This window comes from Streptomyces sp. NPDC001709, assembly GCF_053596375.1.
Window position 1 is genome coordinate 22,132 of sequence record NZ_JBSFGB010000057.1, and the last position, 16,743, is coordinate 38,874.

General features: G+C 69.4%; 22 protein-coding genes. 7 read left to right on the plus strand and 15 right to left on the minus strand.

Annotated features, from left to right (window positions below; all coding sequences use genetic code 11):
* Positions 1–106 precede the first annotated feature (106 nt).
* The 3 genes from ACWC0C_RS43740 to ACWC0C_RS43750 all read left to right on the plus strand — a co-directional run bounded on the left by ACWC0C_RS43740 (position 107) and on the right by ACWC0C_RS43750 (position 1,654).
* Positions 107–892, plus strand: a complete 786-nt coding sequence (locus ACWC0C_RS43740) for a hypothetical protein (RefSeq protein WP_450870400.1) — start codon at positions 107–109, stop codon at positions 890–892.
* Positions 889–1,062: a hypothetical protein gene (locus ACWC0C_RS43745; protein ID WP_450870402.1), complete on the plus strand. Its 174-nt coding sequence runs from the start codon at positions 889–891 to the stop codon at positions 1,060–1,062. Before ACWC0C_RS43740 ends, ACWC0C_RS43745 begins: the two co-directional genes overlap by 4 nt.
* A 460-nt stretch (positions 1,063–1,522) precedes the next feature.
* Entirely contained in the window at positions 1,523–1,654 is a 132-nt protein-coding gene (locus ACWC0C_RS43750; RefSeq protein ID WP_450870403.1) for a hypothetical protein, read from the plus strand.
* Positions 1,655–2,191: 537 nt separating this feature from the next.
* On the opposite strand, the gene ACWC0C_RS43755 is transcribed toward ACWC0C_RS43750, so the two are convergent.
* Positions 2,192–2,416 carry a hypothetical protein gene (locus ACWC0C_RS43755; RefSeq protein WP_450870405.1) on the minus strand — a complete coding sequence of 75 codons (225 nt, stop codon included), beginning with the start codon at positions 2,414–2,416 and terminating at the stop codon, positions 2,192–2,194.
* Between the two features lie 27 nt (positions 2,417–2,443).
* Positions 2,444–3,115 (minus strand): hypothetical protein, encoded by a 672-nt coding sequence (locus ACWC0C_RS43760; RefSeq protein ID WP_450870407.1) that lies wholly within the window; start codon positions 3,113–3,115, stop codon positions 2,444–2,446.
* 191 nt (positions 3,116–3,306) lie between these two features.
* Here ACWC0C_RS43760 and ACWC0C_RS43765 point away from each other — a divergent pair, with 191 nt between their 5' ends.
* Positions 3,307–4,587: a hypothetical protein gene (locus ACWC0C_RS43765; protein WP_450870431.1), complete on the plus strand. Its 1,281-nt coding sequence runs from the start codon at positions 3,307–3,309 to the stop codon at positions 4,585–4,587.
* Between the two features lie 376 nt (positions 4,588–4,963).
* Here ACWC0C_RS43765 and ACWC0C_RS43770 read toward each other — a convergent pair whose 3' ends face one another.
* The 4 genes from ACWC0C_RS43770 to ACWC0C_RS43785 form a co-directional block, all read right to left on the minus strand.
* Positions 4,964–5,494: a hypothetical protein gene (locus ACWC0C_RS43770; protein WP_450870408.1), complete on the minus strand. Its 531-nt coding sequence runs from the start codon at positions 5,492–5,494 to the stop codon at positions 4,964–4,966.
* A 65-nt stretch (positions 5,495–5,559) separates the two neighbouring features.
* A complete protein-coding gene (locus ACWC0C_RS43775; protein ID WP_450870409.1) occupies positions 5,560–7,116 on the minus strand; it encodes a hypothetical protein in 1,557 nt (518 codons plus the stop codon).
* A gap of 333 nt (positions 7,117–7,449) precedes the next feature.
* The gene (locus ACWC0C_RS43780) at positions 7,450–7,650 is read right to left on the minus strand and encodes a hypothetical protein (RefSeq protein WP_450870411.1); all 201 of its coding nucleotides are present in this window, start codon (positions 7,648–7,650) and stop codon (positions 7,450–7,452) included.
* A gap of 184 nt (positions 7,651–7,834) precedes the next feature.
* Positions 7,835–9,019, minus strand: a complete 1,185-nt coding sequence (locus tag ACWC0C_RS43785; protein WP_450870413.1) for a hypothetical protein — start codon at positions 9,017–9,019, stop codon at positions 7,835–7,837.
* Positions 9,020–9,716: 697 nt separating this feature from the next.
* On the opposite strand from ACWC0C_RS43785, the gene ACWC0C_RS43790 reads away from it, so the two are divergent.
* A complete protein-coding gene (locus ACWC0C_RS43790) occupies positions 9,717–10,415 on the plus strand; it encodes a restriction endonuclease (RefSeq protein ID WP_450870414.1) in 699 nt (232 codons plus the stop codon).
* Positions 10,416–10,460: 45 nt separating this feature from the next.
* On the opposite strand, the gene ACWC0C_RS43795 is transcribed toward ACWC0C_RS43790, so the two are convergent.
* The 9 genes from ACWC0C_RS43795 to ACWC0C_RS43835 form a co-directional block, all read right to left on the minus strand.
* On the minus strand, positions 10,461–11,447 hold the full coding sequence (locus ACWC0C_RS43795; protein ID WP_450870415.1) for a hypothetical protein: 987 nt from the start codon (positions 11,445–11,447) through the stop codon (positions 10,461–10,463).
* The gene (locus ACWC0C_RS43800) at positions 11,440–12,081 is read right to left on the minus strand and encodes a ParA family protein (RefSeq protein WP_450870417.1); all 642 of its coding nucleotides are present in this window, start codon (positions 12,079–12,081) and stop codon (positions 11,440–11,442) included. The genes ACWC0C_RS43795 and ACWC0C_RS43800 overlap by 8 nt, the downstream gene beginning before the upstream one ends.
* A 106-nt stretch (positions 12,082–12,187) precedes the next feature.
* Positions 12,188–12,904: a hypothetical protein gene (locus ACWC0C_RS43805; protein WP_450870419.1), complete on the minus strand. Its 717-nt coding sequence runs from the start codon at positions 12,902–12,904 to the stop codon at positions 12,188–12,190.
* Positions 12,901–13,320 carry a hypothetical protein gene (locus ACWC0C_RS43810; RefSeq protein WP_450870420.1) on the minus strand — a complete coding sequence of 140 codons (420 nt, stop codon included), beginning with the start codon at positions 13,318–13,320 and terminating at the stop codon, positions 12,901–12,903. Before ACWC0C_RS43810 ends, ACWC0C_RS43805 begins: the two co-directional genes overlap by 4 nt.
* Positions 13,317–13,763 carry a DUF4326 domain-containing protein gene (locus ACWC0C_RS43815; protein ID WP_450870421.1) on the minus strand — a complete coding sequence of 149 codons (447 nt, stop codon included), beginning with the start codon at positions 13,761–13,763 and terminating at the stop codon, positions 13,317–13,319. Before ACWC0C_RS43815 ends, ACWC0C_RS43810 begins: the two co-directional genes overlap by 4 nt.
* Positions 13,760–14,197 (minus strand): ASCH domain-containing protein, encoded by a 438-nt coding sequence (locus ACWC0C_RS43820; RefSeq protein ID WP_450870422.1) that lies wholly within the window; start codon positions 14,195–14,197, stop codon positions 13,760–13,762. Before ACWC0C_RS43820 ends, ACWC0C_RS43815 begins: the two co-directional genes overlap by 4 nt.
* Positions 14,194–14,481: a hypothetical protein gene (locus tag ACWC0C_RS43825; RefSeq protein WP_450870424.1), complete on the minus strand. Its 288-nt coding sequence runs from the start codon at positions 14,479–14,481 to the stop codon at positions 14,194–14,196. The genes ACWC0C_RS43820 and ACWC0C_RS43825 overlap by 4 nt, the downstream gene beginning before the upstream one ends.
* The gene (locus ACWC0C_RS43830; protein WP_450870425.1) at positions 14,478–15,065 is read right to left on the minus strand and encodes a GGDEF domain-containing protein; all 588 of its coding nucleotides are present in this window, start codon (positions 15,063–15,065) and stop codon (positions 14,478–14,480) included. The genes ACWC0C_RS43825 and ACWC0C_RS43830 overlap by 4 nt, the downstream gene beginning before the upstream one ends.
* Before the next feature lie 330 nt (positions 15,066–15,395).
* Entirely contained in the window at positions 15,396–15,689 is a 294-nt protein-coding gene (locus ACWC0C_RS43835) for a hypothetical protein (protein WP_450870426.1), read from the minus strand.
* Positions 15,690–15,931: 242 nt separating this feature from the next.
* On the opposite strand from ACWC0C_RS43835, the gene ACWC0C_RS43840 reads away from it, so the two are divergent.
* Together ACWC0C_RS43840 and ACWC0C_RS43845 are read left to right on the plus strand one after the other, a co-directional pair.
* Positions 15,932–16,117: a hypothetical protein gene (locus ACWC0C_RS43840; protein ID WP_450870428.1), complete on the plus strand. Its 186-nt coding sequence runs from the start codon at positions 15,932–15,934 to the stop codon at positions 16,115–16,117.
* A gap of 167 nt (positions 16,118–16,284) precedes the next feature.
* A partial coding sequence (locus ACWC0C_RS43845; RefSeq protein ID WP_450870430.1) for a DUF2637 domain-containing protein occupies positions 16,285–16,743 on the plus strand: 459 nt, incomplete at its 3' end.

Genomic DNA, 16,743 nt, shown 5'->3' on the forward strand with positions numbered 1-16,743 from the left:
CCCGGCAATGCCTCCGAAATTTGATCCGTGATTTCGCGGGGGACGACTTCGACTTCTCTTCATACAAGTGGGCTATGACTTTCAAGTGCGAGATGGAGATTTGACTGTGCTCACCGAAGCCACCCCGGCGTCCAGCCCGCCCGCGGACACCCCTCCGACGGACCGGCACGCCGAGCAGCGGACCGCCGACCGGGAGCTGTTCGCGCAGCTACAGGCGGAAGGGTTCAGGGGCACCCGATTCAGCCTGCTCCAGGACCGGTTCTGGCTCTACGGGTGGAACGTGCTGCGCTCCTGGATGAGGGAGGGGACGATCATCGAACGGTGTCGCGAGAAGCGGATCTACTTCCCGGCGCCGTACACGGAGGTCGAGGAGCTGATGCGCCGGGCCGACGTCCGCGAGGACCTCGCCATCGACTGCCTGGGCAGGGCCGTCCCCGCCTTCATGGCCGAGGGCGGCCCGGTGGAGGGGTGGGACCCGGAGGGCGGCCGGAACCTGACCAGCTTCTTCCTGCACTACGCCCTGTACCACTTCCGCGACGCCTACCGCCGGTGGGCCGGTGGCCACCGGCAGCGGATGCGCGAGATCCTCGGTCCCGAAGCGTTCCGGTATCCCGGATGGGATGCGTGGGAGCAAGTCCCCGTGCCCGGACCCGAGCACCAGACCGTGCTGCGGGAGACCTTGAGCATCATCCTGTCGGAGGCGTCGCTGGAGGAGCAGGCGGCCTGCGAGGCGATGCTGAGCGGGGACACGCAGGAGGAGATCGCGCAGAAGCTCGGGACCACGCGGAAGTCGGTCGAGCGACGCCTGAGCCGGGTCCGGGGCCGTGCCCGCAAGCTCGCGGCGGCCGGCGTCATCGTGGTCCCCTCGGTCAGCTCGGCGGTGGCCCGGTGAACGGTCCCCTCGACCTGCGCGTCCTCGTCCTTCTCCTCACCGGAGCGTTCGTCGGATACGTCGCGTACCTCCACCCGGCTGCCGGCGCCGCCCTGTTGGTCGGCGTAGCCGTGGTGACACTCCTCTACATGCTGCTGGGACCGGGCAACGGCGGACCGCCGTCGCACTGACGCGCACGCTGGACGGCAGGGCCCCGTGCATCTCCGGCCGGGGGCGGATCCGCCACGGGCGGGACTCGCGCGGTTCCAGCAGGCCGACGGCAGAAGGGGGGCGCGAGTTCACCGTTACGCGCGCTCCTTCTGTGAGCTTCGGCACTCCCCCGGCGGGAACTGGCACGCGGTTCCCGACGTACCGTCAGGAACCGCCCCAGCTCGGGGGCGTGAAGGTCACGGAAACTGCGCCCGAGTGACCTATGCGACCGCTTGGCATGGCACGCAGTGCCCGACTGCCAGTCGTCAGTTGGGGGTTGACGCGGAAACGGATTCCGCAGCGCTCGGGTAAGGTGCCGCTACCTGTCATCCCAGGGTTTCGCGCACGGTCGTGACTCCCCGGGGAGTCCACGAAGGCATGTGGACCCTCCACGGGGCTGCGAGATCCGCAGTCCTCACGGAAATGGGGTGATGGGTCCCGATGACTGAGCTGGACAAGTCGGAGGGGCACTGCCGCTGCTGCAGCAAGCGGGACCGGTCGAAGCAGACCGCCCGATGGCTGGGGATCCTGGTCCACGTGGTCTACGAGATCGCGCGGAACTGGCCCTGGTAACGCGAAAAGCCCCGACCTAACGGTCGGGGCCGCGCTGCACACGGTGTGCTGAGGAAGGCCTCACCAGGATGCTGGCCGGCGTCGGGTGGGGCCTTCTGTATGTCCGAATGCGATTACCGCCGCGTACGCAAGCGAATCCGGCAATCTGTGACGCCTGTCACACCCGGTGGCGACGATGCCCCCATCTTGCCTTGTCTTGAGGTGATCGTGCGACACGTAGCCACATGTTGGTCTGATCAGTTCAAGTCCTAAATCCCGGTAACAGCCCAGGTTAGGCGGCCCTTTCCGACCCCAGAGTGAGGAAGGTCACACTCCAAATGGGGCCGGATGGAGTGAGGGACTGCACACGCGAACGGCCGACTATGGGGTGGTTTGCCGGGAGTTCGTCATGCGGAAAACCCTCCGCTCACCGGCGTCGCCCGCGAGCGGAGGTACTTTACCCGCAGGGTCTGACAATGGGCCGTACACCGCACACCGGGGCGCCGACACCGTGCGGATCGGTAGGACAGGAAGCCCTGCGGCCCTGTTGAGGGCGCGTCAGTCGGTTCGGTGGAGCAGTTCCTCATCGGCGCGGCCGCCGGCGCCGAGGGTCCGCCGCGGGGTTGGGATCGTCGCCGCCTGGGCGCCGAGTACGCCACGGGCCCGCAGCTCGTCCAGGTCGGGGAGGTGGACTCCGGGGAGGACATCGAGCAGATCGGCCTTGGCGGCGCGGATGCCGCGCGGGGCCTGGGGGCCGGTACCAAGAGTGCGGCGGGCTGTCACGCGAGCATCGTACGGGCCGACCTGGAGTTACAGCTGTGGTGCGGTGCCGAACTGCCCGGCCTCGGGCTGGGGTCCGTCGGTCTGGCCGTAGTCGGCGAGTCGCCAGCCGTGGCTCGTCCAGTGGAGAGTCACGCGCGCGGTGAGCCATGACTGCTTCAGGGGGATGTCCTTGTCGCTGTGGGTGCCGGTGAGGCCGAAGAGGGTCTCGCACCAATAGTCAATGATGGCCGTGTTGCCCGCGTATGTGCGGATGGTTACGCCTGCGGGCATCGCACGGCTGACGAAGCGTCCCCCGACGGGAGCATTGCCCTCTTCATCAAGCCCGAGTCGTTTCGTGAACGGGGTGTACTGGGCGTCGTACTTGCTGATGGTCTCTGACAGCTGGTCGGGCTCGACAATGCTGCTGAGCAGCTTGTGGCGCTCGGAGGGTATGAACATGGCTTCGCTGCCGAACGCGAGGGCGATTTTCAGGCCGGTGGTCTGGGCCCCTTGCCTGCTGTGGGTCATCTGCGGAGTGGTCTGATTCTGGGCCGCTGCCCGCCCGGTGCCCGGCCATCCACGGCCGGCCAGGGCTATGACTGCGATGAGCACCACGGGCACCCCCACAGCGATGGCGAGCCTGCGCTGCCGTCGGCGCTTGATCCGCCGCTCTTTGTCGAGAGCGGTCCATATGACCTGGTGCTGACCGCCGGTGGCCATCCCTACACTCCCCGTCTCGTGATCGCTGATGGCCTGACCGTATCCGGGACGGGCACGGCCGTAACAGGCCGGTGTCGCCACCAAGGCTGACGTGGGAAGCTGCTATCTCCGTGAGCTCATTGGGGGTTGGTGTGTCCGCACGCGGTCGTACTGCGGTCCGTCAGGTGATAACAGGTGCTGTCGGCGTGCTGATGGCCCTACTGGTCGTTGTGCCCTCAGCGCACGCCGCTCCGTCGCCGACTCCAACGACGTCTTCCTCGGCGACGCCGGCGCCGTCGAAATCGGCTGATCCCTGCGATCAGATCCTCGGCAACGCAAAGAAGTACTGCGAGCGCGGCCAGCAGCAGCAGAAGGCCAAGGACACCTGTTCCAAGCTAGATGATCAGGCGAAGGTGTTCTGTGAGCAGGACCAGGGCGGCGGGGTCACCGATCCGACGGGGGAGCTCGACCCCATGTCGTCGCTCGCGAAGGCAATTTCCGAGGGAGCCGCCTGGGTCGTCAACCGGCTCAGTGATGCCGTCACGGCCACATCGGCTGTCGACTTCACCAATGCCAACTTCCTGAAGACGTATGCGATCGTCTTCGCTGCGTCGACGTTCCTGGTGCTGTTGATCTGGCTCTGGGCGGTGATGAAGCGAGCGGTACGAGGGGTGCCGTTCACCACGGCGTTCGCGGAGGCGGTCGGCCTGCTGTGGCTGACCGTGCTGGCCTCCGCGTTCACCCCCTTGATCCTCTACACGGTGGTCTCCGCCGTGGACGGCATCACCGAGGCTCTGGCCGGCGGCCCGGATCACGCGAAGTTCTTCGCCTCGTTCGCCAAGGCGCTGACCGACAACAACCAGGGCGGCCCCTTCGTCAAGATCGTCATGAGCCTCGTGTGCATGGCCGCGGCCGGTGTGCTCTGGATCGAAATGGCCATCCGTGCCGCCCTGCTGTACGCGGGGGCGGTCCTCGGCACGGTCGTCTACTCAGGCCTGGTCGACCGTGAGCTGTGGTCCCGGGTACGCCGCTGGGTCGGCATCATGGCCGCGATCATCCTGGTCAAGCCGATCGTGGTCATCGTGCTGCGTTTGGCGAGCGCACTCACGGGCGGCGGACCGAATGACGCCGTGTCGGCGATCATCTCCGGCCTGGCCATCATTCTGCTGACCATCATCGCCAGTGCCATGATCTTCAGAATGGTGCCGGGCATGGGGGACGAAATCGTCGCCGCCCGCCGGGACTCCTACGACCCGGCATCCCGTCAGGCTGCAGCGGTCGTGACTCGGCCGGTCACGGGAATCACCCAGGGCATCAACACCCATGCCGGCCGGGACGCTGCCTCGCGGGCACCCGCTCCGTCCCAAACCTCGTCCGGCACCGTGGCCCACGCGAGTAGCGGCATCGCCGCACACTCGACGCGGCCGACCTCTTCGGGGCCTGGCCCTGCGCGGCAGGATGTGCCGAACCAAGACAACCGGCGAGGGAACTGAGTCAGGGGCCAGGCTGCGGGTTGGCCACGCCAATCAGCACACCGATCACGATGATCGCGAGCAACAGGTAGAACTTGCCCTTCAGGCTCACGGCGCCCCCTCCTCTGGATAGCTCCGCACACGTTACTGCCCGGGACCCGACCGTAACTCACGGTCCGGCCCTGGGCAGTTGTATGCGCCGGCGGACGGCGTCCCTGCTACTCGGTGCTCACGCGCTGGTCTTCCGGGGGCGTGGGACAGGTCAGTCGTCCTCGTCGGGGCTCTGGGTGGTCTCCCATCCCCCGCCCTGTGCCTGCCGGTGCAACGCGTCCAGGTCGTAGGGGTCGTCGTACGGTGTCATCTCTTCGGGCTCGTCGGCCATGCTGGTCTCCTCCGATCAGTTGGTGCTGGCGGCGAGGAAGGCGCCAGCCTCGGCGGCGGCCGCCTCGCTGGTGAGGTGTCCCGCGTCGTTCTCGGACTCGGCACTGGTGCCGTTGGCGCCCTGGGCTATCCAGGCCCATGTCCCGCTCTGCTGGTCGTAGAAGACTCGGCCGGTACCTCCGGCGGTCTTGATCTCGACGGGTGAGGCGTCCTTGGGCGGGACGGCTCCGGGCCAGCGCTTGGTGGCGGCCTGGCGGGTGATGCCGGCGGCGTCCCCGAGCTGGGTGTACGTCGCGCCCATGATTCCCGCGGTGCGAGCCCAGCGTTCCCCCAGCTCCTGCGCGAGCGGTTCGACTTCCCGGAGGGCCCGGAGCATGGCCAGCTGCCACTCCGGGGTGTTGAGGCACTTTCCCCAGCGGGGGTCCCCCTTGGACAGTCCGCCGTACGGGATGCTGATCCCGTCCGCGAGCGTGGTCACCGCGTCCACCACGGCGTCGTGCAGGTCTTGGAGTTGATCCGGTGTCGGATCCCGGTACACATCTACCATGACTGCAACCATAGTTGCGTGCAACTCAAGTTGCCATACATTCAAGGGTGTTGGCATATGCCGGTTCAGTCCCTGCGGCGGTCTCGCTTCTCGGCGCGGGCCCTGGCCAGGGCCGCACGGTGGGACTCCTCGGCCTGGGACCGCGTCAGGGGCATGTCGAGAAGGCGGCGGTCCTCCATCTGCGTGTCGTGGACGTGCTCTGGCTCGCGTGATGCCCAGCGGCGGGGCTGCTCCGGCTCCGGGCGCCGAGCCGGGGCGTAGCGGTCCAGCCCCCAACGGCCGGTGAGTTCGGCGCGCTGGGCCTCCCGCGCCAGTTCGGCCTCCGCCGCGATGCGGGCGGCCTCGCGGCGCCGGGCTTGCTCGCGCAGCTCGGCCTTGCGGTCGTGGAGGTCGGGCTGCGTGGCGGGGGCGGTCATGATGCGGGCGCGCTCGGCCACCGCGGTGGGGATGTGGTCCCACCTGGTGACGTGGGCGGCCTGGGCGACGGTCCGGCGGCGACCGCCGTAGCCGTGGGCGTCGCGCCGGGCCTTGATGAGGCGCCACAGTCTCCATGCGGACAGGCGGCCCACGTCATCCACCCCGGCCACGTTGTGGGACAGCAGGTCGACCAACTCGCTCTCGGTGGAGCGGCGAAGTGCGATCCGGACTGTGCGCTGCAGGTCAGTCCAGGCGGAAGCGCTGTGCCAGTGTCCAAGCTCATCCCAGTGCCCGGAGGGCAAAAGAACCTTCCCGTGGCCCAGTTGGGCCCGCCAGGCGTGCCACGCACGCTTCAGAACCCTGTCCGCCACGGCGCTGGGGTCGTCTCCGGACAGGAACGCCAACTTCTTTCCAGGCGCCGCCGAAGGCGTCGTTTTTGTTTCTCCCATCTTGTTCGGCCAGCTCAGCCTCCAACTACCTTTAGACAAAACACCGGATAGTGGTGAAACCGCCCTCGCGTTATAAGGGGACGTTTTGCCATTGGTCATCAGGTGCTGAGTCAGGGCCTCCGCGCGGTCGCAGTCGGCCACGGCCCAGCACCGCGCGTCCCGGGGCCTGGCGTCCTTTCCCAGGGCCTTGGCGGAGCGGTGGATGGCCTCGGCAACGGCGGCGGCCGGGGAATCGGCGGGGTGCTCCCAGCGCGGAGTGGCGTCCAGCGTGGCGGCCTCCTGTCCGTCCACGGGGACGATGGCAGGTTCGCCGGACAGCACCGCGGCGCCGGCGTCGTCGGTGAGGTGCCCGTACCGGGCGTCCTCGTGGGGGTCCTTGGACTCGGGAAGGTCCCAGATCTTCAGCTGCCGGGCCAGGTCGTCCGGGAGGTCGTGCGGGATGGCGTCGACCCGGAGGACGAGGGCGTAGACGGCCCGCCGGCCGGGGGCCGGGGCCACGACCCGGGCGGCAAAGCCATACCGGTACAGCCCCTTCAGGTCATCCCAGAACCGGTCCTCCCCTACGCCGAACTGCCAGGCGTAGCGGGCGGCGAGGGTCATGCCTCCGTCCGTGCGGCCAGTGCCCCACTGGCCGACCACGCGGCCAGTGGCGGGGTCCAGCTCCTGCTGAGAGAGGAACCGGGCCAGGCGGTACTTCGTCGCGGGCAGCAAGCCACGCCCGTACGACAGCTCCGCGACCCGATACCACATGGTCAAGGTGATCGCGGGAAACCGAAGTACAGCAACGTGGTCTTGAATCAACTCATGCGGGCTGGCCTGCACCGATCCCGGTGGGATGGACACACCGGAGCCAGGGAGCACTGGGCCAACACCGCAGCCATGAGCTACGATGCGAAAGCCTCCTGGTTCAGGACTGGAAGGCACGCGAAAGCCCGGTGGCGGCTTGGTAACCCGACACCTGGTACGCGGCTAACAGCAGAAGATGGGGATCTCAGGGACGCTGGCACGCGAACTGAGCTGGGATCCCTCCGGACGTCGTAAGTGCCCTGGCTGGTAAGGCCGGGGCCTTTTGACGTCCGGATGTTGTCGTCATCCGGCCTTGGGCAGCTCCTGGGGGGTCGCGGCGGCGTTCTTTGCGGCTTGGCGCGCCTTGCGGCGGGACTCGCGCTTGTGCAGCTCCACGAGGGCTTCTCGGAGGACTTCAGCACCGGAGACGCCCATGTCGCTGACCAGCTCCTCGTACAGTCCGCGTACGTAGTCGCCAGGCTTCAGCACAACGCTCGCGCGCACAGTCTCGTTGGGCGGGAGGTGCCCCGTCCCGTGCCTGTGCGGTTGCTTGCGTCCACGTACTGCCACAGGGGGATCTTAGCGGGGAAGTGGTTTGTGTGGATCACACTTCTCACCGTGTCTTGGATGTTTTCCCGTGACCCAGGCGGCGACTTGTCGAGTGGTTAGGCCGCAAATCCTTGGGGCGTCAGGGGAGTAGGGCGGTCGACAGTTTCGCCAGGCGTCGCTGGACGTCTTCCCGGGCGCCACTCGATCCGATGACTTGGGTCCGCAGCGTCAACAGCTCGGAGCCCAACTCGCATGCCCTGACGGCATCAGTGACGCGGTGCCAGGCGTAGTGCGCGCGGTCGACGGCTGCAACAACTTCGGGGTGCGTCTCGGGCTGGTCGGCGGTCAGCCGGATCACGGCGCCGCGCATCCACAGCTGACAGGCCTGGTCCGGGGCGCCTTCCTCCAGCGCGATGACGGCGCGGGCCTCGATCCAGTGGGCCACCTCGGGGGAGTTGGGGCCGTGCTGGCGGAGGGCCGCCTGCTCCCATGCGGCCGCGATGGCGGCGGCCTCGGCGTGACGTCCGGCCTGGCTCGCCTGGGTGATGGCGCGGTGCGGGTCGTCCTCGGCGGCTGCTGGGGAGGGCACGGCCGGCTGCGCGGTCTCGGGCCTGGGCGCGGGGAGGGCGACCTGGTGCGCATCGACTGCGGCCGACGGCGTCGAGGTCGCCGACGCGGGGCCCAACCAGAGCGTGGCGGCTTCCTCGAGCACGGCGGCGCGGGCGGCCTGGTGGTGGAGGTCGTCGGCGGTCGGTCTCTCCGGGGCGGCGCGCAGGATGTGCGCAAGTGCGTGCGTGTACGAGGGGCTGGGCCGGTGGCGGCGGTCCTGCAGCTGCACGGCGCCGTACAGGGCGTACGGTCCGTCCAGGGTCTGCTCCTGGTAGACGAGGGTCTGCCAGACGTCGGTGTCGGCGGCTAGGTCGACCACCACCGTGGTGGTGCCGGGCGGGCGGTGCTGCAGCTCGGCGGTGAGCCAGTGCCACGGGAGCGCGGTGTACCGGACGGTGCGGGCGGTGGTACGGGCCAGGGCCAGGTGGAGGCGGTGCTGGCGGTGGTCGACGGCCAGGTGCCCCGCGACGTAGACGAGTAGGGGGCCCTCGACGGCGGCCGCGGTGCGGATAGCAGTCAGCACGGTGTTCGGGTCGTCGGGGTTGGCCAGCTGCACGGCGCTGGCGTACGCGGTGCCTACGAATCGCGCTGGCGGGATCGCGGACAGCTGGGGCAGCAGTGTGGCGACGGCGAGCGGGTGGCGCACGGGCGGCTCGGCGGCTATCAGCAGTGCGTATCCCGGGTGTTCGGTCGGTACTGCCGTGCTGTTCGCCATGGTCAGCACCGTAACCGGCTAGTGGGGGTGTCGCGCGAGCCTTTCGCCGTAGGTCGGCCTGTCGGGGGTGCTCCCTCCGCGGTTGGGCAGACGCCAGTCCAGCGCGCCGTTCGTCGGCTGTCCAGGATCGGGCTCCGCCCGACCGCGCTCGCGCGGCGCCCTTGGGCGTCCTGGACGGCCGGCGGGCGGTGTGCTGCCCTTCGGGGGGCCCAGCCGTGGAGGGAGTGCACCCGACCCCACCCGCCAGTCCCCACCCACTCACCGCAAGATCACCGGCTTCCCCCTGCCCCCTCTGTGGGGGGCCGGGGCGTGGGGCAGAGCCCCACATGCTCTGACGTGTTGTCAGTGGTGCCTGTCATCATGGCTGGTTGCAGCAATGGTGCTACGAGGGGGAGGCGTCCATGCCTTGGGTTCGGCCGTACGTGCGCTCTGACGGGACACCGGTTCGCGGGCATTCGCGGTGGGCTCCGGGCGCGAGACGGGAATTATCGATCTTCGCTCTGTTCGCGTTAGTCGTGGTCGGGGTCGGCAACGGTCACGCTTCGGCGGACGGGGCGGGCGGCAAGACGGTGCCGGGCCCGCGGTCGACGGTCCACTACCCGATCAAGTTCGACACGACCCCGACATGGAAGCGAGGGCCTCAGCCGGCGCCCACGGTGTCGTACCCGATCAAGTTCCCGTCCCAGCAGGGGACCCGGTGACGCGGCGGCCGCCGGCACGGCGGCGCACGAGGCGGCCGAGTAGGCGGCAGCAGCAGAGGGACACCCAGCTGATCGGCTTACTGCTGGCGGCGGTCGTGGTGCTCGCGGTGGTGGTGACGGTGGTCCACTGGCTGCTGGCCCACTGGTGGGTGATCGTCCTGGTCCTGGTCCTCGCCGTGCTGGCGGGTGGGGGCTGGCTGTACAGCCTTCGGCAGCGGGCCCGCTGGGAGGCGGTACGGGCGCAGGGGCTGCGCTACGGGCTGCCGCAGCTGGATGCGCTGCATCACTCCCGGTTCGAGGAAGCGATACGGGACCTGATGCGGCGGGATGGCTGCCGGGACGCGCAGAAGGTCGGCGGCGGCGGGGACCTGGGCGCGGATGTGAAGGCGACCGATCCGTACGGGCGGCGCTGGGTGATTCAGTGCAAGCACCGCCGCAACGGGGCCCGGGGGTCGGCGGTGGGCACGCCGGACCTGCAGGTGCTCAACGGGACGGCCCGGCAGGTGCACGGTGCGGACGTCGCGGTGATCGTGACGAACGGGCGGGTGACTGCGCCGGCGGTGACGTTCGCCAAGCAGCAGCGGCTGCACGTGGTCGACCGGCAGACGCTGGGTGTGTGGGCGGCGGGTTCGCGGCCGCTGTGGGAGCTGCTGCGGGCGGTTCCGCCCCCGCGTCGCTCAACGCCGTTGAGCTGAGAAGGGCCTGATTAAGGGGAACCCGGCAATTTTGCCGGGTTCCCCTTAATCATGGGCTTGGTCCTCCACGACCTCGGCGTCAATGACGTCATCGGCTGGCACTGTGGCCTTCGTGAGGATGCGGCCCACCTTGCGGAGTCGCTTCTGCAGGTGCTCGGCGTCGACGGCGGAGCGTCGCAGGGCGGCGCCTTCGTCCATCAGGGCGTTGTCCACCCGCTCCAGAGCCCGCTCTACGGCGTTGACTGCCTCCGCGAGGGGATCGGGCGCTTCCTTCGTTGTCGGAGCTGTCTGCGCGGCGTCCGGGGCTTTCGTGGGGGCGGGGATCGACGGCTGGGGGGCGTGGATCTCGCGCCACCGGTCCTCGACCGCCTGGCGTCGGTTCTCGGGATTCTTCTCGGCGGCGGCGGGTTCCAGGGCCTTGGTGACTCGGGCCGTGATCTGGTGAGCGGCCAGGCGTACCTGGGCGGCCTCGAATGCAGACCTGAGCATCACGTAGTCGCGGGCGGCTTGCTCGTTGGACGTGGTGTCGGCGTAGTCGAGCATGGCCCGTACGTGGGAGGCGGGGGCAGGCTTGCCCAGGGCCTCCTGTACGGCGTGAGCCAGTCGCCATTCCTCCTGCAGCCGGCGGGCTTCCCGCTCGGTCATGCCGTCGTGTTCGGCTTCGAGGTATTGGAGCCAGGTCCGGGACCCGTCACCGCGGTACAGGCGGCGCCGACGCACGATCTCCAGGGCACGGCCGAGCATCCACTGGGCGCTGCGGGCGTTGTCGATAGCACGGTGGCACTCGGCCAGCTGCTCCAACTCGTCGGGGCTGAGCGGTCCGCTCGCCTCCTCCGGGGTCACGTCCCGCTCAGGAAGGGTGGCGCCCCAGTGCACAAGGGTGAACGGCTGGTCCCGCAGCTTCGACTGGCTCGTGTCCTGGGTGGTCTCCAGGGCGGTGCCGGTGGAGGCGGCGGTAGCGGTCGAACCGTTGGCCGGGCCCTGGGTGGCGGCTGTCGCAGCGGCCCCCGCCCGCAGGTCGCGCCTAACCACGCTTGATCAGTCCCCTCGTTTCCATCTCGGTGACCAACTCACCGAAGGGGCCGTTCTGTGCGCGTTCGACGGGGAACGCTGTCGCCTGCTTGATCTCGTCCCGAACCGGGATCATCACGGTGAACAGGTTCCAGCCCTCTTCGCGCATCATGTCGCGGATGTCCTTCGCCGACCGGACACCGGTCCGAACGCGGTTGAACAGCACCCACAACGGCGGGGCCTGGCGGCCAGGGCGTGCGAACGCGGAGCGGGCCACGATGTCCGTGATGGGGGTGGAGGTGCGCGGCTGGGTGACCCGCTGCCAGTCCGCCATGGACGGCTCCATGTGCAGGATGGCCAGGTCTGCGACCTTCAACACAGAGTCGGCGATGTGCGGGTGGTTCTCGGTGTGGCCGACGTCCACGATGTCGATCCCGTCCTTCAACGGCTCCACGTCGGTGGCGAACGTCGCGGTGGCGTTCTTCTCGACGGGGAACGGGAAACCGCCGGCGGCCTCCGACCACTGCGTGAGGTGCTGGGACTCGTCGGCGTCCCACGCCCGGACGGCGTAGCCAACCTCGTGCAGGGCGTGGGCCATAAAGCCCGTATCCGTGGTCTTGCCCATGGACCTCGGGCTGATGTTCGCGATGAGCACGGCGGGGCTTCTTTCTCCCTCGGATTGGCGGTGGCCCGCATGATGCTGCCATGCCGACAAACGAAGAGGGCCCCCACGTCGGTGGGGGCCCCTGAAATTCGTGTGATCAGTTGAGTTCTGCCGCCTGGGCGGCCCTCAGCAGGGCCTGCACGTCCAGCTCCTCGCCGGGCTGGATCGCACGCTGCTGGCGAGCGTGGGCGGCCGCCACGATCGCCTCCACCCGGGCTCGCTCCTGCTGATACTCCCACTGCGCGGTGGCTACGGCGCCAGACACCTCGATGGCCTTCACCCGGGCTTCGTTGGCGCCCTTCGTCTCCTCCATGGCCAGCTCGTGAGCGTGGATGCGGGCCTGGCTGCGGTCCTTGCGCCACAGCGGGGCGCACACCGCGTACACCGCGGCGGTGGACAGGGCCCACAGTAGGGCGGCCAGCTGCCAGTCCGGCGTCCAGGCGGTCACCCCGGCGAAGGCCAGCACGGCGGCGACCGAGAATGCCAGGCGCACGGTCTCGTGGTCGCCGTGCGGCTTGGCGGCCGCGATGCACCCGGCGCAGCCCGCGAGTGCGGCCAGGGTGCCCGTGATCCACAGCGGGCGGGTGGAGCCGTCCGGGAGCTGGGTGTGCCAGCTCCACGCGAGCGCGGACATGGTGGTGGTCGCCAGGCCCGGCGCGAGGCGTCCGACGTGGTCCCAGAGCCAGCGGCCAGCGGACTGCCGGGGCGGCAGCTGCGGGGCCGGGCGGAACGTCGCCGGGATCTGCTGGCGGTGGGCCTGTTCGATCAGGTAGAGCGCCGGATCGAACGGCGCGGGGCTCTGCTGCTCGGTCACAGCGTCACCTCCTGTCCGTCTCGGGTGACTTCCTGCTGCTGGTGGTGCTGCTGGCTGGCGCGGTACCGGTCGTCCCGCTGCTGTCGCTCGGCCTCCTCGCGTTCCTGCCGCTCGCCGGCGGCGGGGCCGTTCGCGCCGTGCACGGTGACCTCGCCGGGGTTGGCGGTGCCGTTCGTCGGGGGGTCGATGGCGGCTATCTCCTTGCCGCGGTAGAGCACGCTCCCGGACGGGGTGATCTCGAATCCGTGCTCCCCTCGGCCGGGGTTGTCGCGCACGATCCGCTGACCGTCGATGGACACGCCCTGGTGGTCCAGCGTCACCTCATGGCCGTGCCGCTCGACTGTCAGGCGGGACTTGCCCGCCATGTAGTTCTTGCGGTCCCACTTCCAGGGGTTGAACTCCTCCTGAGCGCTCACGCCGTCACCTCCTGGTCTGCCAGTTCGACCAGGACGCGGGCGTGGCATGGCTGCCCCTCGGGGCACCAGCACCCGAGCCGCCGGCCGCGTAGCTTCGGCAGCTCGCGGGCCAGAAGCTGGGGCCGCTCGGCGAGCCAGGCGCGGTACCGCTCGACCACCTCGGCGGCGTCGCCGTGTTTCCCCACCCGGTAGGGGTTGGCGAGCACGTGGCCGTGAAGGCGCCACCCGCCCTGGAAGTTGGGGCGGCCGACGTACACGACGTCCGCGTAGTCGGGGTCGTTCTGGTGGCCATGGAGGTCCACCACCGTGGTGGTGGCCTTCGGGGGGCAGTCGCCGATTGGGGACTGGGGGCCCGCCTGGGTGGCGGGCTCCGGCTCGGGCTCGAACATGGACAGCTGGTATCCGCCCTGCATCTGGCGGGGATCGCGGCGAAGGACCTTCACAGCCCGGCCTCCTCGCGCAGCGCGCGGGCGGCCTCGGCGTCCAACTGCTCGCACACCCGGTGCACGAGGTCGGTCGGAGGCACCCACAGGCCCTGGGCGCCCGTCCACGGGATCGGGAGCGGGAGTGCGGTCACCTGGTCGTCCAGGACGTGGTGGAACTGGCTCGTGAGCGACCACGCGCTACACAGGGTCTTCTCCTCGGCGCTGTCGTGGCAGTCGGTGATCCGGGCGACGGCGAGCACGGCGCCCAGGTCCAGTTGCAGCCCGCGCACCACTGCGGAGGCCAGGCGGCCAGCGCGGCGGTCCACGGTCTTGCCCGCATGGATGAGCAAGGTCCCCCGGTACGAGGTGGGCCAGGTGCGGTTTTCGATCCGCTTGTCTGCGTGGGCCACGGCGGCCGCGTAGGGCTGGCGGATCGTCAGGGCGCGGATCATGCGATCACCGCCCAGAGAGATCGGCCCATCCCGTACAGGACGAGGGCCACCAGCACGGAGACGGTGATGACGGTGCGCGTGGCCTGCAGTACGGGCCGGATGCCCACGGGCGCTTTGACGAGGGCGAGTACGAGGACGGCGGCCAGCACGGCGGTGCCGTAGGTGGTCACGGCGGTGGCCAGGGCCAGGATCGCGTTTCGCCCCATCTCGACGGACGTCGCCAGGACCAGCACGGCCAGGACAAGGGCGGCGGCGGCGATCAGGCGTTCACGGGCGATGCTCACCGGTCCACCTCCGGGCTGCTCTGGGCGGCGTCCTGGTGGCGGCGGTGCTGGCGGCGGCCGCCGCTGCCCTTGACCTGGTACATAGCTTGGTCGGCGTGGCTCAGGGCCTCGCACAGGGTGAGTCCGTCGGTGGGCACGGCGCCGATGGAGGCGCCGACCTGCAGCTGCACGCCCTGCCAGTCGATGGGGGCGGTCAAGAGTTCATGCAGCTGCTCGATGCCGTCCTCGAAGTCGTCGGCGGTCATCACCAGGGCGAACTCGTCGCCTCCGAGACGGCCGGCGGTGCCATCCGCGGCTCCGGCCCACAGGTGCAGGCGGTGCCCGGTGGCCTTGAGTACGGCGTCCCCGGCGGGGTGGCCGAACCTGTCGTTGACGGCCTTGAAGTCGTCCAGGTCGATGACGGCTAGGGCGGCGCCACCTCGCAGGATGCGCCGCAGTGCGGCCTTCTCCCATCCGTCACGGGTGAGGAGCTGGGTCAGGGGGCAGTGGCGGGCGGCGCTGAGACGGCGGCGGAACAGCAGACCGTGGGTCGTCCAGCCGACCGCTAAGGGTGCCGCAGCCACGAGGGGTTCGATCAAAGACATGGGTGTGCCTCTCCAACAAGGCGAGCAAGGGGGAGGCAGACCGCCCGGTTGAGCGGAACCCGGCAAATTTGCCGGGTTCCGCTCAACCACGGTGATCGGGCGATCTGCCAGGGGCCCTATCGGGCGGGGTGCGGCCGCGCGGGCTGCTGCTGCGGCTGGCGTCCGTCGCGCTCGTGCGGCTGCGGGCGGACAGGCAGGGGCGGGCGGGTGTCGCTCATCGACTCGCCCCTTGCTTGGCGGCCTCGGCCTGCTGCCGGGCGGCCTCGGCGGCCTGGCGGGCCTCTTCGGCGCGGCGCAGGGCCTCGCTCGCGGCGGGGTCCTGGATGCAGCTCACGGGCTCACCGCCAGCACCGCGTGGGGCTTCGGGGAACCGGTGGGAATACGTGCCGGGACGTCGTCGCCTGTGCCCGTGCTGACGCACTGGCAGGTGACGGCGATCAGACAGCCCTCGCGGCGGACCGTGACCTGCTGGAAGTCACGGCAGTCCCCGCACTTGGAGCTGGACTGCTCGAACGCCGGGCCCCACTTGCCCACAGCGACCAGCCGACGGCCGGCGCCGATGGAGAGGTTGACCGTCGCCAGGGGGGTCCTGGCAGCGGCAATGGAGATGACAGACTTGCTCACGGAGATCCCTTCCACTCAGGGGTGTCCCAAGCCCGGGGGCGGTGGCTCGCTCGCCCGGGTGGAGAGGGTCGGGGCTGCAACCCCGGCCCTCTCGCACTTCCATTAACCTCCCCTCCGCGTAGCTTGTCAACAAGCTACGTTGATGACTTTCTACGTTGTTAGGTGTACTGTCGTGATCGAACCGAGGAGAAGGGAGTTCTAGGGTGCTCCAGACGTTGGAACAACCCATGAGGAGTGGCCCAGTGCCCGAACAGCGGGACCGGACGGCCGGCGAATCGGCGGAAGGCGAAGACCGCGTGCTCATCTCGGGGCGCGTGCGGGCCTCCGTGCGTAAGCGTCTGCGGCTCTATGCCGCAGCGCACGACGAGAACCTGCAAGACCTCCTCGACCGCGCGATCGACGAATTCCTGACCAGAAACGGCGGCTGAGACAAGGGGAGAGCCCCGGCGGTGAGGAAGCACCACCGAGGCTCGGGACGCTGAAAGATCGGAGAACTCACATGCGTCACTACCAGGGTAGGGCCACAGATCCCCCGGGGTCTGCCACTGCCCAGGACGAGAACAAAGCGGTACCCCAGCTGACCCGGGTTCACCGGGTGCTGATCGGAGTCGTCTGCGCGGGCGCTGTGATCATCGCCAGTATCGGCTTCGCTGGCTCGTACGCGGCCGTGCGCGAACTCGCGTGGAAGAAGGGGTTCGGGACCTTCTCGTATGCGTTCCCCGTGGGCGTCGACGCCGGGATTGTCGTGCTACTGGCGCTCGATCTGCTGCTGACCTGGATCAGGATTCCGTTCCCGCTGCTCCGTCAGACGGCGTGGCTGCTGACGGCTGCCACGATCGCCTTCAACGGCGCGGCCGCCTGGCCCGACCCGCTCGGCGTCGGCATGCACGCGGTGATCCCGGTCCTGTTCGTCGTCGCGGTGGAGGCGGCCCGGCACGCTATTGGGCGGATCGCCGACATCACGGCGGACAAGCACATGGAGGGCGTGCGCATCGCGCGCTGGCTCCTCTCCCCGGTCCCCACGTTCCTGCTGTGGCGCCGGATGAAGCTGTGG

What these genes read in the sequence shown, in the direction of transcription:
- ACWC0C_RS43760 (WP_450870407.1), bottom strand. Translation starts at nt 3,115, where the DNA reads ATGGCCACCGGCGGTCAGCACCAGGTCATATGGACCGCTCTCGACAAA.
- ACWC0C_RS43830 (WP_450870425.1), bottom strand. Translation starts at nt 15,065, where the DNA reads ATGTCTTTGATCGAACCCCTCGTGGCTGCGGCACCCTTAGCGGTCGGC.
- ACWC0C_RS43785 (WP_450870413.1), bottom strand. Translation starts at nt 9,019, where the DNA reads ATGGCGAACAGCACGGCAGTACCGACCGAACACCCGGGATACGCACTG.
- ACWC0C_RS43750 (WP_450870403.1), top strand. Translation starts at nt 1,523, where the DNA reads ATGACTGAGCTGGACAAGTCGGAGGGGCACTGCCGCTGCTGCAGCAAG.
- ACWC0C_RS43765 (WP_450870431.1), top strand. Translation starts at nt 3,307, where the DNA reads ATGGCCCTACTGGTCGTTGTGCCCTCAGCGCACGCCGCTCCGTCGCCG.
- ACWC0C_RS43820 (WP_450870422.1), bottom strand. Translation starts at nt 14,197, where the DNA reads ATGATCCGCGCCCTGACGATCCGCCAGCCCTACGCGGCCGCCGTGGCC.
- ACWC0C_RS43770 (WP_450870408.1), bottom strand. Translation starts at nt 5,494, where the DNA reads ATGGTAGATGTGTACCGGGATCCGACACCGGATCAACTCCAAGACCTG.